Source organism: Streptomyces sp. NPDC051286 (assembly GCF_044455345.1).
Classification (GTDB): domain Bacteria; phylum Actinomycetota; class Actinomycetes; order Streptomycetales; family Streptomycetaceae; genus Streptomyces.
Genome location: NZ_JBITER010000019.1, coordinates 80764 through 94176, shown reverse-complemented (window position 1 = coordinate 94176; position 13413 = coordinate 80764). Strand labels below are relative to the sequence as shown.

Sequence of the window (13413 nt, the reverse complement as noted above, 5' to 3'; positions counted from 1 at the left end):
GGTGGTTCGCGCGCCGAGCCGTTCCCTGGCCTGCGGCATGGGGGAAGTACGGGCGGCGGAGCCAATCGGGAGAACCTGCTTTGAGTCGTGAAACTGACAGTTCGTCCACCGGCGCCAAGGGGCGCGGGGGAGCCGCGTATCCCTCGGGTACGCCGCCGTACGGATCACGCCAGTATCCGTCGCTGCACCCTTCGCAGGACGCCCCGGAGGAGACCCCGGAGCCTGCGGATTCGCCTCAGTCCGAAGAGCCGAGGACCGAGACGACGTTGACAACGCGTATCCGGATCAACATCCCCGGCTCGCGGCCCATCCCGCCGGTCGTGATGCGTACGCCGGTGAGCGACGCCGACACGGACGCCACGCGTGAGCGCACGGGCAGCACGCCGCGCCCGGGAGCACCCGCGTCCGGCGGTGCGCCCGGTGCGTCGGGCGGGCCGGGCGCGTCGGGCGGACCGGCCACCGATGCGAGAGACGGCTCCGCGAGCGCGGAGCCGAGCGCCGAGAAGCCGGCCAGGGAGAAGAGCGGCAGCGACTGGTTCGCCCCGCGCAAGGCACCGACGAACACGTCGGTGGTCGACACTGCGGCCGGCAGTGCCGCCGCTGCCGGATCCGCCGGTGCGGGCGGGGGTGCGGGTGCGGGCGGGGGTGCCGGGTCCGGTGCTCCCACCCCGCCGCGCGCCGATCTGCCGTACTTCTCGGACGGCCCGCAGCGCACCGGCGACCAGGGCGCACCCCGCCCCGGCGACGACTCCGCGGCCCCGGGCGGGCCGCGCGCCACGCCGAATCTCGGTGTGCGTACGCCGGGCCCGTCCGGCCCGACGACCGGCCCGGTCGCCGGCACCTCGTCTCTGACTCCCCGTCTCGGCGGACCGGACGGCTCCGGCCCGGCGGGTCCGAGTGCAGGCCAGGCACGTCCCGGCGGACCGTCCGCTCCCGGCGCCCCCGGTGGCGTACCCCCGCGGATGTCCGACGACACGGCCGTCCTCACACCGCAGTTCGCACCGCCCGGCCCCGGCGGTCATGTCTCGGGGGAGACGCTCAACAGCGGTATCCCTGCCGTCCCGCCGGAGCACCACTCGGCGTCTGCCCCGTCCCCGTTCTCGAACGCGGGCGGCCCGGCGGGGCCCGGTCCGCGTGCCGACCTGTCGCCCCGGATCCCGAACGACCCGATGGGCAGCGGCCCGGCGGGACCGGGCGGCTCCGCCGCCCGGACGCCCTCCCCCGCCCGTCCTGCCCCGGCCCCCGCGAAGAAGAAGGGCCGCTCGAAGCCGGTCCTGCTCGGCGCGGGCGTCGTTGTCCTGGCCGGTGTCGCCTACGGCGCGGGGCTGTTGATGAACCACTCCGAGGTTCCCAAGGGCACCACCGTCCTCGGCGTCGACATCGGCGGCGGCACGAAGGAGCAGGCCGTCGCCAAGCTGGACACGGCTCTCGGCGAGCGCGCCAAGACCCCTCTCCAGCTCTCCGTCGACGGCAAGAACGAGAAGCTCGCCCCGGAGAAGGCCGGTCTCACGCTGGACAGCGTGGAGACCGTGCGCGGCGCCGCGGGCAGCGACTACAACCCGGTCTCGGTGATCGGCTCCCTCTTCGGCGTCGAGCGCAAGGCCGACCCGGTGATCCCGGTCGACGAGGAGAAGCTCGGGGTCGCGCTGACGGACCTGGCGGGAGTGTCCGGCTCTGCCAACGACGGCACGATCAAGTTCGAGCCGGGCAAGGCCGTCGCGGTCCCCGGCAAGGTGGGCAAGACGCTGGATGTCAACAGGTCGATGATCTCGGTGCGGGACGCGTACCGCACCCAGGTGCAGACGGGCAAGCCGGCCACGGTCCAACTGCCCGTCACCACCCGCCAGCCCACCATCGCCCAGGCCGAACTGGACCGGGCGATGAAGGACTTCGCGAAACCCGCGATGTCCGGCCTGATCACGATCAAGGCGGGGACCAAGCAGATCCAGTTCGGACCGGCAAAGTCGCTGCCGCAGATCCTCTCCATGAAGGCGGTCGACGGCCGGCTGGTCGAGGTCTACGACAAGACCGCGATCGACACCCTCTGTGACGGTGTCTTCGACGGCATCATGATCACCAAGGGTGACGGCAAGAAGCACCAGCTCAGTGCGGACGACGTGGCACACGCCATGCAGACCGCGCTGCTCGGCAAAACCCCCACCGAGCGCACCGCCACCATCGCCCTCGACGGCAACGGATAGCACCACCGAAGCGCGGATCCCCATGACGCCGTCTCCCGTTCCGGGGGGCGGCGTCATGCGTGGGGCATGACATCTGTCATCCCATATTCACGACCCGTGACCCTGCCTGGCGGACACCCCGCTCCGCCAGGCTGTACGCATGACAACGACAGTCACCGAAGCCACCACCGCGCACGCCGCAGTGGTCAGCTTCGACCAGGTCAGCAAGACGTACGGAGACGTACGCGCCGTCGACGGGCTCACCCTCGACCTGCACCCCGGCGAGACCGTGGCGCTCCTGGGCCCCAACGGCGCCGGCAAGTCCTCCACTCTCGACCTGCTCCTCGGCCTGCGCACCGCGGACTCCGGCACGGTCCGGCTCTTCGGCGCGTCCCCGCAGGAGGCGATCGCCAAGGGCCGGGTCGGCGCGATGCTGCAGACCGGCGGCCTGATGGAGGACGTCACCGTCGAGGAGCTCGTCCGGCTCGTCTGCGATCTGCACCCGCGGTCGTACCCGGTCGGCGACGTGCTGGCCCGCGCGGGCATCGCGTCGATCGCCGACCGGATGGTCAACAAGCTCTCCGGCGGCCAGGAGCAGCGCGTACGGTTCGCGCTCGCCACCGCCGGGGCCAGTGATCTGATCGTCCTCGACGAGCCGACCACCGGCATGGACGTCACCGCCCGCCAGGCGTTCTGGGCCACCATGCGGGAACAGGCCGAGCAGGGCCGTACCGTCCTGTTCGCCACCCACTACCTCGAAGAGGCCGACGCGATCGCCGACCGTGTGCTCGTCCTCCACAAGGGCCGGCTCCTCGCCGACGGCACCGCCGCCGAGATCAAGGCGAAGGCCGGAGCCCGCCGGATCTCGTTCGAACTGGAGGGCGCGGTCGACGAATCGGCCCTGCGCGGCCTGCCGTTCCTGTCCGCGCTCGACGTCAGCGGCAACCGGGTCCGTATCCAGTCGCACAACGCCGACGCGACCGTCCACGCGGTCTACGCACTCGGCCTCTACCCGCGCGAACTCGAAGTCGCAGGACTCGGCCTGGAGCAGGCCTTCGTCGCCATCACCGAGGCCGAGGAGGCCAGGACCGCATGCTGAATTTCTTCTCGTGGGCGCTCATCAGACTCGAAGTGACCCGCACCCTGCGGAACAAGAAGTTCATGTTCTTCTCGATCATCTATCCGTCGGTCATCTACCTGCTGATCTCCGGCACCCGGAACACCACCGACAAGGTCCCGCACACCGATCTGACCATGCAGGCGTTCTTCATGGTCTCGATGGCCTCCTTCGGCGCGCTGACCGCCGTCCTCATGGGTAACAGCGAGCGCATCGCCAAGGAGCGCGAGAAGGGCTGGGTCCGCCAGCTGCGCCTCACCCCGCTGCCCAGCCGCGGCTACGTCCTGGCGAAGATCGCCAGTGCCGCGATGGTCACCCTGCCGTGCATCGTGGTTGTGTTCCTGGTCGCCGCCGTCGTCAAGCACGTACGGATGGAGACCTGGCAGTGGTTCGCGCTGATCGGGGTCATCTGGGCCGGATCGCTGGTCTTCGCCGCGCTCGGGGTTGCCATCGGCTACATCGCCAGCGGGGACGCGGTCCGCCCGATCACCATGATCATCTATTTCGGTCTGTCGATCCTCGGCGGCCTGTGGATGCCGAGCGCGACCTTCCCGCAGTGGCTCCAGAACATTTCCGAGTGGCTGCCCACCCACGCGTACGCTGCACTCGGCCAGGCAGTCGAGACGGGCGGCTCGCCGCATGCCAAGGACGTCGCCATCCTCTGCGCCTACTTCCTGCTCTTCGCGGGTGGCGCGGCCTGGCTCTACCGGAAGGACACCCTGAAGGCGTGAACGACGACGAGACGTTCGTGGGGATCGGGCGCCCGCCGACCAACCGCCGTCAGGTGGGCGTCAAGCTGCTCTGGATCGGCATCTGGCTCGCGTTCATGAGCGCCCCGGTCAAGGACCTCATCGACGGCAACCACACCCCGTGGGCCGCCGCGCTGGGCACTCTCGGCCTGCTGGTCTTCGTCGGGACGTACCTGGTCCTGGTCTTCCGCCACACCGCGAAGGCGCTGGACCGCCGCCGGGTCGGGGCGACGGTCGCCTTCCTCGGCGCCCTGGCAGCCGTCTTCTCCCTGACACTGGGCACCCCGTGGCTGGTCCTCTTCGTGTACGTCTCCGTCACCGTCGGGGCCACCCTGCCCCCGCGGACCGCCGGCTGGCTGATCCCCGTCGTCACCGCCGTACTCGTCGGTATCGGCCTGACCGTCGACCATCCGCGTGATGTCATCACCGCCCTGGTCTTCCCCGCTCTGCTCGGCGGGTTCGCCATGACCGGCGTACGGCAGATGATCCGCACGACGATCGAGCTGCGCGAGGCCCGCGCCACCGTCGCCCAGCTCGCCGCCAACGAGGAGCGGCTGCGGCTCGCCCGCGATCTGCACGACCTGCTCGGCCACTCCCTCTCCCTGATCACGCTCAAGAGCGAGCTGGCGGGGCGGATGCTTCCCGACCGCCCCGACCAGGCAGCGCTCCAGGTCGCCGACATCGAACAGGTCAGCCGCCAGGCGCTGGTGGACGTCCGCAGCGCGGTCACCGGCTACCGGCGGCCCACCCTCCCCGGCGAACTGGCCGGGGCCCGTACCGCACTCGCCGCCGCGGGCATCATCGCCGACATCCCGGCGGACGTCCCCGCCGAGCTGCCCGAGAAGCCGGAAGAGGTCCTTGCCTGGGCGCTGCGGGAAGCCGTCACCAATGTCGTACGCCACAGCGGCGCCCGCCGCTGCGCGGTCACGCTCACCCTCCGGCAGACGCTCGACGGCCGGATCCTCGAACTCACGGTGGCGGACGACGGCCGGGGCGGCTCCGGAACGAAGCCGGGCAACGGCCTCACCGGCATCAGCGAACGACTCGCCACCGTCGACGGCATGCTGACCACCCGGGCCACCGGCTCCGTTTCCGGTAAAGGCTTCACCCTCACGCTCAGTGTTCCGCTCGGATCCGCCCTAGGATCCGGTGAATGAGCATGATCAGACTCCTCCTTGCCGAGGACCAGTCCATGGTGCGCGAGGCCCTCGCGGCGCTGCTCGGCCTGGAACCCGACATCGAGGTGGTGGCCCAGGTCGCCCGCGGTGACGAGGTCCTCGCGGCGGCCCGCGAGAATGCCGTCGATGTCGCCCTCCTCGACATCGAGATGCCGGGCATGACCGGCATCGAAGCGGCGGGCGTGCTGCGCCGGGAGCTCCCGGCTGTGAAGGTCGTCGTCGTCACGACGTTCGGCCGCCCCGGCTACCTGCGCCGGGCGATGGAGTCCGGCGCGGACGCGTTCCTGGTGAAGGACGCCCCGGCGTCCCAGCTCGCGATAGCGGTACGGAGAGTGCTCGCCGGCGAACGCGTTATCGATCCGACCCTGGCGGCCGCCGCGCTTGCCGACGGCGCGAGCCCATTGACCGAGCGCGAACGCGACGTGCTGCGCACGGCGGCCGACGGTTCCACCAACGCGGAGATCGCCACGGCCCTCCATCTCTCGCAGGGCACGGTCCGCAACTATCTGTCCACGGCGATCCAGAAGACGGCGGCACGCAACCGGGCGGAAGCGGTGCGCATCGCGAGTGAGAAGGGTTGGCTGTAGCATCCGCCTCGGGCGTGCGGCAGCCTTCGGCGCCGCCCTGACCTGGAGAAATTCCGGTTTCGCAAGATCAGTAGAGCTGGGACACTCCTGCTTCATGACGACTGGACGGAGCGCGGGCATGAACCTGCGCGTCGGTGCGGAGGACGCGGAGCTCTCCGCCCGGCTGAGCGAAGAGCTGACCGCCTTCAACAATCATGCGACAGGCGCCCACGACGACCGGGGGCTCTCGGTGCGGGTCGCCGACGAGGCGGGTGACCTGGTCGCGGGGCTGGTTGGCTGGACCTGGGGTGGGTGCGCCGGGATCTCCGAGGTGTGGGTGCGGGCCGACCGGCGTCACGAGGGGTGGGGCGCCCGACTGGTGCGCGCCGCCGAGGACGAGGCTCTGGCGCGCGGCTGCACCTCCGTGATCGTCTCGTCGATGTCCTTCCAGGCGCCCGGTTTCTACCGCCGACAGGGCTACCTGGAGACCGGGAGCGGCGGTGGGCTCCCGGGCGGCCACACCCGCCATCACTTCTTCAAGGAGTTGGAACGGACGGAGAACGCCGGCTAGGAGGGTGCTGAAGATCTTGACCGGATCAGCGAGCGGCGTCTGGTGCGTGCAGCTGCAAGGCGCCGAAGCGGCCTCATAGCGGAGCTATCAGGCCGTTTTGGCAACGCCGCAGATGTGCGTGCAAGGCGTCGGGAGCCCGGCCAAGATCTTCAGTGCCCTCCTATCCTGTCCCTGTGTTTCAGGCGCGCGTCTCCTTGTCGAGATGTGCGAACACCACCACGTTGTCCTTGTAGTCCTTGGCCTTCCTGTCGTAGTTGCCGCCGCACGTGATCAGGCGGAGCTGGGCGGACGGGGTGTCGGCGTACACCTGTTTGTCGGGGAAGTGTGCCTTGCTGAAGGTCTCCACCGAGTCGACCTTGAACGAGGCGACGCTGCCGTCTGCCCTCGTGATGTCGACCGTGGCGCCCGGTTTCAGGAACCTGAGCTGCAGGAACACCGCCGGGCCGGTCGTCGTGTCGACGTGACCTGCGACGATGGACGCGCCGCGCTCACCGGGCGTCACGCCGTCCTTGAACCAGCCCACCAGGTTCTTGTCGTTGGGGGGCGGTGCGTCGAGCTGTCCGGTCGGGCCGATGGACAGGCGGGTGAAGGGGGCGTCGACGGCGATCGTCGGGATCCGGAGCCGCTTCGGCTCGGAGGGGCGCATGGACGGCCCCTGGCGGGAGGCGGAGGCCGAGGGGGTGCTGGGAGCCGGTGGGGTGGCTGCCGGTGGGGTGGCTGCCGGTGGGGTGGCTGCCGGTGGGGCGGCTGCCGGGGCTCCGGGAACGCCGGGCCCGGGGACGGCGGGTGCGAGCACCGCGGGGGTGGTCAACGGCTTGTTGTCGTCCGAGACGCCGAGGGAGTTGTAGATCAGGAGCAGGCCCAGCCCTGTCGCTGCTGCGGGCCACAGCAGGGCGCGGCCGATGGCGGGGGAGCCAGGCCGGGAGGGGGTGGAATCGGACGACTGCGGGGCGGCCATGGGAGCGTGCCTTTCTTCTGTCCGTCTTCTGTGTGGCATCAGTCAGTTGGTGCTCGGTCAGCTGGCGGAACCGGGGAAACGCAGCCGCCGCGACCGCCGCCCCGGGGGACGGCGACCGCGACAGCTGCGCGAGATCAGCGGTTCAGTTCGTTCAGGCCACCGCGCCGCCCGTGGCCTGACGGCGGCGCACCTTGTATGCACCGACGCCGAGTCCACCGATGAGCAACGCCGAACCGGCAGCCAGACCGCCACCGGTCACCGCGGTCCCGCCGCCACCGGTGTGGACGCCGCCGCTGGGCTTTTCGCCCTTGCTGCCGTGGCCCCAGCCGCCCTTGTCGCCCTTGTCGCCCCAGCTGCCCTTTTCGCCGTGGTCGCCCTTGTCGCCCCAGCTGCCCTTTTCGCCGTGGTCGCCCTTGTCGCCCTTGTCGCCCCAGCTGCCCTTCTCGCCGTGGTCGCCCTTCTCGCCGTGGTCGCCCTTCTCGCCCTTGTCACCCTTCTCGCCCTTGTCGCCCCAGCCGCCCTCGTCGCTGCCGGAGCCGCCCTCGTCGCTGCCGGAGCCGCCCTCGTCGCCGCCGGAGTCGTTGCCGGGCTGCCACTCCTTGGCCACCGTCATGGCCATGGCGCCGCCACCGGTGTGGACGCCGCCGCTGGGCTTTTCGCCCTTGCTGCCGTGGCCCCAGCCGCCCTTGTCGCCCTTGTCGCCCCAGCTGCCCTTCTCGCCCTTGTCTCCCTTGTCGCCCTTGTCGCCCCAGCTGCCCTTCTCGCCCTTGTCGCCCCAGCTGCCCTTCTCGCCCTTGTCGCCCTTGTCGCCCTTGTCGCCCCAGCTGCCCTTCTCGCCCTTCTCGCCCTTCTCGCCCTTCTCGCCCTTGTCGCCGTGGTCGCCCTTGTCGCCCTCGTCGCCCTTGTCGCCCTTGTCGCCCTCGTCGCCCTCGTCGCCGTGGTCGCCCTTGTCGCCGTCGGTCCAGTCGCCGTCGCCCCAGGCGCTCTCGTTGTCGCCTTCGTCGTCGCCGCCGTCGCCGGAGTCGTTGCCGGGCTGCCACTCCTTGGCCACCGTCATGGCCATGGCGCCGCCACCGGTGTGGACGCCGCCGCTGGGCTTTTCGCCCTTGCTGCCGTGGCCCCAGCCGCCTTTGTCGTCCTTCTCGCCCCAGCCGCCCTTCTCGCCCTTGTCGCCCCAGCTGCCCTTCTCGCCGTGGTCTCCCTTCTCGCCCTTGTCGCCCCAGCCGCCCTTCTCGCCGTGGTCTCCCTTCTCGCCCTTGTCGCCCCAGCCGCCCTTCTCGCCGTGGTCTCCCTTCTCGCCCTTGTCGCCCCAGCTGCCCTTCTCGCCGTGGTCGCCCTTCTCGCCGTGGTGGCCCTTCTCGCCCTTCTCGCCGTGGTGGCCCTTCTCGCCTTGGTCGTCGCCCCAGTCGCCCTCGTCGCCTTGGTCGTCGCCCCAGTCGCCCTTGTCGCCGTGGTCTCCCTTCTCACCCTTCTCGCCGTGGTGGCCCTTCTCGCCCTTCTCGCCGTGGTGGCCCTTGTTGCCGTGCTCGTCGCCGCGGTCGCCGTGGTCGTCGCTGCTGGAGGAGGAACCGCCGTCCCAGTCATCGGTCAGGGTGATGGCATGGGCAGCAGGAGTGGTGATGGCGAGGACCGCGGTGATCGCGGCCGAAGCGAACAGTGTGCGGGCAGAGCGCATCTGAACACATTCCTTTCGACGCGACTGCGATGAGTGACGGGATGTCGACTCAAGGTGACGCAGTTGCGACGTGATCCACCGTTAACCGGAATGCGACTCGGCGCCATCGGGGAACTGTGCATTGGGGCTACGCCATGAGCCCTTCGAGTGGCGAATTACCGATAATCACCCATCGGACTGCATATCGTGGCGTAATCAGGTTTGGGGCCACAGGCCCACCCGTTTGCTGACACTTCCTCATGGTGACGCATCGTGCGATCGGGGCAGCGGAACCCTCGCGGTCGGCTCGAACTCGCTTGCATCGACGGGTGGTTGGCGATGCCTGTACACAGGTGATCGCCCGGGAAGTGCCCTCCGGGTCACTCAAGAGGCCCTGCAGGGCCAGTGTGAGGAGTGGCGTGCGTGGCACGCAGGAGAGAGCACGCGCCCTCTCGGGCAACATCCGGACCTGCGCGGCTCCGTTCCGACCCGATGCAGGGCACCCTCGGCAGCCGTCCACCACCGCCCGCAGGGAGTCAGCGCACCGTTGGCAACCGCTGAGATCGCACACGAGCAGGAACATCTCGACAGCGCCTCGGCGTCCTCCACGGGGCCCGCCCCCGACGGCCTTCGAAGGAACGGCGGCTCCTCTCGCCTGACCGCGACCCGCTTCGAAGCGACCGGCGGGCGTTTCGGGCCCGCCAGTCGGCGTGCCGGGCCCGCCGGCGGCCAAGGTCCGAACGCCCACGGGACGCCCCCGGTCCGCAGGCCCCCGCGCCACTAATTCAGCAAGGCCCGCGCCGCCCGCGCCCGCCCCCGAACCATCTCCGCCGCCGTCGGCTCCACGGCTTCCACGAGCTCCGCGTACTCCTCCATCTCCTCCGCCCCACGAAGGAACTCCCCGCTCTGTACGAGCAACTGCGCCCGCTCGTAGCGCAGCCGCGCCGGATGCGAGGGCAGCAGCAGCGACAGGTCCACCGCCCACAGCGCCACTCGCGTGCACTCCGGGCGGGCCGCCGCCCACACCCTGATGTTGTTCAGGATCCGCAGCACGATCTCCAGCGGCCGGGCCGGCACCAGCATCGACGGCTCGAGCGGTGCCCCGGTCGTCCCCGTCACCAGAAGCTGCGCGTCCTGGCCGGTCATCGGCCTGCCGCCGGCGAACGGGTCGGCCAGCACCTGTTCCGCCGGATCGCCGAACCCGACGACGAAATGACCCGGCAGCGCCACCCCGTACACCGGAGCGCCCGCCCGCCGCGCCACCTCGATCCACACCACCGACAGCAGGATCGGCAGCCCGCGACGGCGCCGCAGCACCTCGTGCAGCAGCGAGGACTGCAGCCGCTGGTAGTCCGTCGACGAGCCCTCGAACCCGCAGCGTTCGCCGAGCAGTTCGGCCACCGCCGAGGCCCAGTCGCGCCCGCCCCGTACCCCGTACGGAAGCAGTCCAGCCAGCCGGTCCAGTTCGATCTGCGCAGCGTCGATCCCGTCCGCGTCCAGCGCCGGGTCGGCCTCCGCGGCCAGCAGCAGGCAGAGCAGCGCGAGGTCGGGGCGTTCGGCGCGGGCCTCCTCGGCGAACTGCCGGCGTGGGTTCAGCCCTGGGTTCATGGGGGACATGCTCCTGCCCCTACGCGGACCGGAAGTGGTGGTACAGGTGATGGGTCACGAAACCCATGCGGTCGTACAGCGCGTGTGCCCCCTCATTCTCCGCCTCCACCTGCAGCCACGCCGCCGACGCACCCTCGTCCAGCGCCTGCCGGGCCAGTGCGGTCATGACGGCGGAGGCCAGGCCCCGACGCCGGTACGCGGCGTCGACCTCGACGGCCATGAAGCCCGCCCAGCGCCCGTCCACGACACACCGTCCGATCGCGGCGGGCGCCTCGGCCGCCGCGTCGCCCGGCACGGTCGCGAACCACACCGAGGGTCCGCTGGCCAGCACCTTCAGTACACGCGGGCCCGGAGTGCGGAAGCGCTGGTACCGGGAGAGCCACGCCTCGTCGATCTCCCGGCTCAGCCGCACCCGCGCAACGTCCGCGTCCAGATCGCCGATCGGCGCCAGAGCCGCGATCCGCACCTGCGCCGTGACCTCGCGCCGCCACCCGTGCTCCTCCAGGTCCGCGCACAGATTCTCCTGTGTGCCCTCCGCGCCCGTCGCGGTCTGGATGTACGCGGGCAGCCCGCGGGCCTCGTACCAGCGCTCCACCCGCGCGAGCGCCTCGTCGAGCGGAACCCCCGGATCGCCGAGCGGCAGTACGGAGTTGGCACGCCGGGTGAACCCCTCCGCCGCGCGCAGCTGCCAGTTCCCGAGCAGTTCGCTCTCCACCGGCTGCCAGGCGCGGGCACAGACGTGGGCGAGCTCGGCGAACGTGGCCGACGGACCCCGGCGCCGGGCCGGGGCGGACGGGACGACCTTGCCCGCCACCAGCGAGGATTCCTCGATGTGGACGGATTCACCGCTCTTCGGTGTGATTGACAGCACATGGTTGTTCCAGGATGTGAGAACCCCGACGGTGTCGGTGAACTTCCAGCCCGCCGCGCTGTCCTCCGAACGACGTCGGACTGATACCCGTTTGCCCACGTCAGCCGGGGTAATCCGGACCTCAGCCTGTCCGCCGATGGTGAATTCCACAGCTCTCTCAGCCCCTCCTGTTCGGTTCGTGCCCAGGAACGGAGATACTAGGTGCGGGCATCGACGACGCCGCGCTCCCGCGCGAGAGCCAACGCCCTACCGAGGAGGAACGACAGCGTGACCTACGTCATCGCGCAGCCTTGTGTCGACGTAAAGGACAAGGCCTGCATTGAAGAGTGCCCCGTCGACTGCATCTACGAGGGCCAGCGGTCCTTGTACATCCACCCGGACGAATGCGTCGACTGTGGAGCCTGTGAGCCGGTCTGCCCGGTCGAGGCGATCTTCTACGAGGACGACACCCCGGAGGAGTGGAAGGACTACTACAAGGCGAACGTCGAGTTCTTCGACGACCTCGGTTCGCCGGGTGGTGCCTCCAAGCTGGGTCTGATCGAGCGCGACCACCCGTTCATCGCAGCATTGCCGCCGCAGAACCAGTAACCAGCGGCCAGCACGTGCGCCGCCCCGGTCCCGTACGGCTCGTCACCGTGCGGGACCGAGGTGTTTTCCGGTCTGGGCCGCCGACATACCCGGCGCCGCACGAACCACCCGAACCATCCTCGTCACCCTCGTACGAGAAAGCAGAGAGCCGTGTCCGCAGCAGTCTCCTCCCGCCTCCCGGTCTTCCCCTGGGACAAGCTCGCGCCCTACAAGTCGACCGCTGCGGCCCACCCGGACGGCATCGTCGATCTTTCCGTCGGCACGCCCGTCGACCCGGTGCCGGAGCTGATCCAGCAGGCGCTCGTCGCCGCCGCGGACAGCCCCGGCTATCCGACGGTGTGGGGGACGACCGAACTCCGCGACGCCCTCACCGGCTGGGTGGAGCGGAGGCTCGGCGCGGTCTCCGTGGCACACGAGAACGTGCTGCCGGTCGTCGGCTCCAAGGAACTCGTCGCCTGGCTGCCGACCCAGCTCGGCCTCGGCGCGGGCGACAAGGTGGCGTACCCGCGGCTCGCCTACCCGACGTACGAGGTGGGTGCCCGGCTCTGCGGCGCCGAGCCCGTCGTCTACGACGACCCCACCGAGCTCGACCCGGCCGGACTCGAGCTGCTCTGGCTGAACTCGCCGTCCAACCCCACCGGCCGGGTCCTGTCCAAGGACGAGCTGATCCGGATCGTGGCCTGGGCGCGCGAGCACGACGTGCTGGTCTTCAGCGACGAGTGCTACCTGGAGCTCGGCTGGGAGGCCGAACCGGTCTCCGTGCTCCACCCTGATGTCTGCGGCGGCACGTACGAGGGCATCGTCGCCGTCCACTCGCTCTCCAAGCGCTCCAACCTCGCCGGATACCGCGCGGCGTTCATCGCGGGCGACGCGGCCGTCCTCGGCGAACTGCTACTGATCCGCAAGCACGGCGGGATGATGACGCCCGCCCCGGTCCAGGCCGCCACCGTCGCGGCGCTCGGAGACGACACGCACGTGGCGGAGCAGCGGACCCGGTACGCGGACCGGCGTACCGCGCTGCGGGCGGCGCTGGAGGCCCACGGCTTCCGGATCGAGCACAGCGAGGCGAGCCTCTACCTGTGGGCGACCCGCGACGAACCCTGCTGGGACACCGTGGCGTACCTTGCGGAGCTCGGCATCCTGGTGGCGCCGGGTGACTTCTACGGACCGGCGGGCGATCACTTCGTACGAGTGGCGTTCACGGCGACGGACGAACGTGTGGCGGCCGCGGTCAAGCGGCTGTCCTGACCCGTACCGGACAGGGGGGGGGGGGGGGGGGGGGGGGGGGGCGGGCGGGCGCGCGGGCGGGGGGGGGGGGGGGGGGGGGGGGCCGCCCCGCCCCGCCCGGACCCCGCCCGCGGGGCGGGGGGGCC

12 protein-coding genes are annotated in these 13413 nt (G+C 70.8%); 8 read left to right on the top strand and 4 right to left on the bottom strand.

Annotation, left to right across the window (positions count from 1 at the left end):
* Positions 1-80 precede the first annotated feature (80 nt).
* The 6 genes from ACIBB8_RS20620 (at position 81) to ACIBB8_RS20595 (ending at position 6361) form a co-directional block, all read left to right on the top strand.
* Positions 81-2201 (top strand): hypothetical protein, encoded by a 2121-nt coding sequence (locus tag ACIBB8_RS20620; protein ID WP_398954063.1) that lies wholly within the window; start codon positions 81-83, stop codon positions 2199-2201.
* A 139-nt stretch (positions 2202-2340) separates the two neighbouring features.
* Positions 2341-3279, top strand: coding sequence for an ABC transporter ATP-binding protein (locus ACIBB8_RS20615; RefSeq protein WP_398954061.1), 939 nt, complete (start codon positions 2341-2343; stop codon positions 3277-3279).
* Entirely contained in the window at positions 3273-4028 is a 756-nt protein-coding gene (locus ACIBB8_RS20610; RefSeq protein ID WP_398954059.1) for an ABC transporter permease, read from the top strand. The genes ACIBB8_RS20615 and ACIBB8_RS20610 overlap by 7 nt, the downstream gene beginning before the upstream one ends.
* Positions 4025-5203, top strand: coding sequence for a sensor histidine kinase (locus tag ACIBB8_RS20605; protein WP_398954056.1), 1179 nt, complete (start codon positions 4025-4027; stop codon positions 5201-5203). The genes ACIBB8_RS20610 and ACIBB8_RS20605 overlap by 4 nt, the downstream gene beginning before the upstream one ends.
* Positions 5200-5811, top strand: a complete 612-nt coding sequence (locus ACIBB8_RS20600; protein WP_398954054.1) for a response regulator transcription factor — start codon at positions 5200-5202, stop codon at positions 5809-5811. Before ACIBB8_RS20605 ends, ACIBB8_RS20600 begins: the two co-directional genes overlap by 4 nt.
* A gap of 94 nt (positions 5812-5905) precedes the next feature.
* Positions 5906-6361 (top strand): GNAT family N-acetyltransferase, encoded by a 456-nt coding sequence (locus tag ACIBB8_RS20595; RefSeq protein WP_398954052.1) that lies wholly within the window; start codon positions 5906-5908, stop codon positions 6359-6361.
* A 178-nt stretch (positions 6362-6539) separates the two neighbouring features.
* On the opposite strand, the gene ACIBB8_RS20590 is transcribed toward ACIBB8_RS20595, so the two are convergent.
* From ACIBB8_RS20590 to ACIBB8_RS20575, 4 genes are all read right to left on the bottom strand, one after another.
* The gene (locus ACIBB8_RS20590) at positions 6540-7319 is read right to left on the bottom strand and encodes a class F sortase (protein ID WP_398954050.1); all 780 of its coding nucleotides are present in this window, start codon (positions 7317-7319) and stop codon (positions 6540-6542) included.
* Positions 7320-7470: 151 nt separating this feature from the next.
* Positions 7471-8994, bottom strand: a complete 1524-nt coding sequence (locus ACIBB8_RS20585) for a hypothetical protein (protein WP_398954048.1) — start codon at positions 8992-8994, stop codon at positions 7471-7473.
* Positions 8995-9753: 759 nt separating this feature from the next.
* Positions 9754-10590 (bottom strand): tetratricopeptide repeat protein, encoded by an 837-nt coding sequence (locus ACIBB8_RS20580; RefSeq protein WP_398954046.1) that lies wholly within the window; start codon positions 10588-10590, stop codon positions 9754-9756.
* A 10-nt stretch (positions 10591-10600) separates the two neighbouring features.
* Positions 10601-11602 (bottom strand): GNAT family N-acetyltransferase, encoded by a 1002-nt coding sequence (locus tag ACIBB8_RS20575; RefSeq protein WP_398954044.1) that lies wholly within the window; start codon positions 11600-11602, stop codon positions 10601-10603.
* Positions 11603-11719: 117 nt separating this feature from the next.
* Here ACIBB8_RS20575 and fdxA point away from each other — a divergent pair, with 117 nt between their 5' ends.
* Together fdxA and ACIBB8_RS20565 are read left to right on the top strand one after the other, a co-directional pair.
* Positions 11720-12040 carry a ferredoxin gene (fdxA, locus tag ACIBB8_RS20570; protein ID WP_037688837.1) on the top strand — a complete coding sequence of 107 codons (321 nt, stop codon included), beginning with the start codon at positions 11720-11722 and terminating at the stop codon, positions 12038-12040.
* A 150-nt stretch (positions 12041-12190) separates the two neighbouring features.
* A complete protein-coding gene (locus ACIBB8_RS20565) occupies positions 12191-13288 on the top strand; it encodes a bifunctional succinyldiaminopimelate transaminase/glutamate-prephenate aminotransferase (protein ID WP_398954042.1) in 1098 nt (365 codons plus the stop codon).
* The last annotated feature ends 125 nt before the right edge of the window (positions 13289-13413 follow it).

What these genes read in the sequence shown, in the direction of transcription:
- ACIBB8_RS20615 (WP_398954061.1), top strand. Translation starts at nt 2,341, where the DNA reads ATGACAACGACAGTCACCGAAGCCACCACCGCGCACGCCGCAGTGGTC.
- ACIBB8_RS20610 (WP_398954059.1), top strand. Translation starts at nt 3,273, where the DNA reads ATGCTGAATTTCTTCTCGTGGGCGCTCATCAGACTCGAAGTGACCCGC.
- ACIBB8_RS20600 (WP_398954054.1), top strand. Translation starts at nt 5,200, where the DNA reads ATGAGCATGATCAGACTCCTCCTTGCCGAGGACCAGTCCATGGTGCGC.
- ACIBB8_RS20595 (WP_398954052.1), top strand. Translation starts at nt 5,906, where the DNA reads ATGACGACTGGACGGAGCGCGGGCATGAACCTGCGCGTCGGTGCGGAG.
- ACIBB8_RS20590 (WP_398954050.1), bottom strand. Translation starts at nt 7,319, where the DNA reads ATGGCCGCCCCGCAGTCGTCCGATTCCACCCCCTCCCGGCCTGGCTCC.
- ACIBB8_RS20585 (WP_398954048.1), bottom strand. Translation starts at nt 8,994, where the DNA reads ATGCGCTCTGCCCGCACACTGTTCGCTTCGGCCGCGATCACCGCGGTC.
- ACIBB8_RS20580 (WP_398954046.1), bottom strand. Translation starts at nt 10,590, where the DNA reads ATGTCCCCCATGAACCCAGGGCTGAACCCACGCCGGCAGTTCGCCGAG.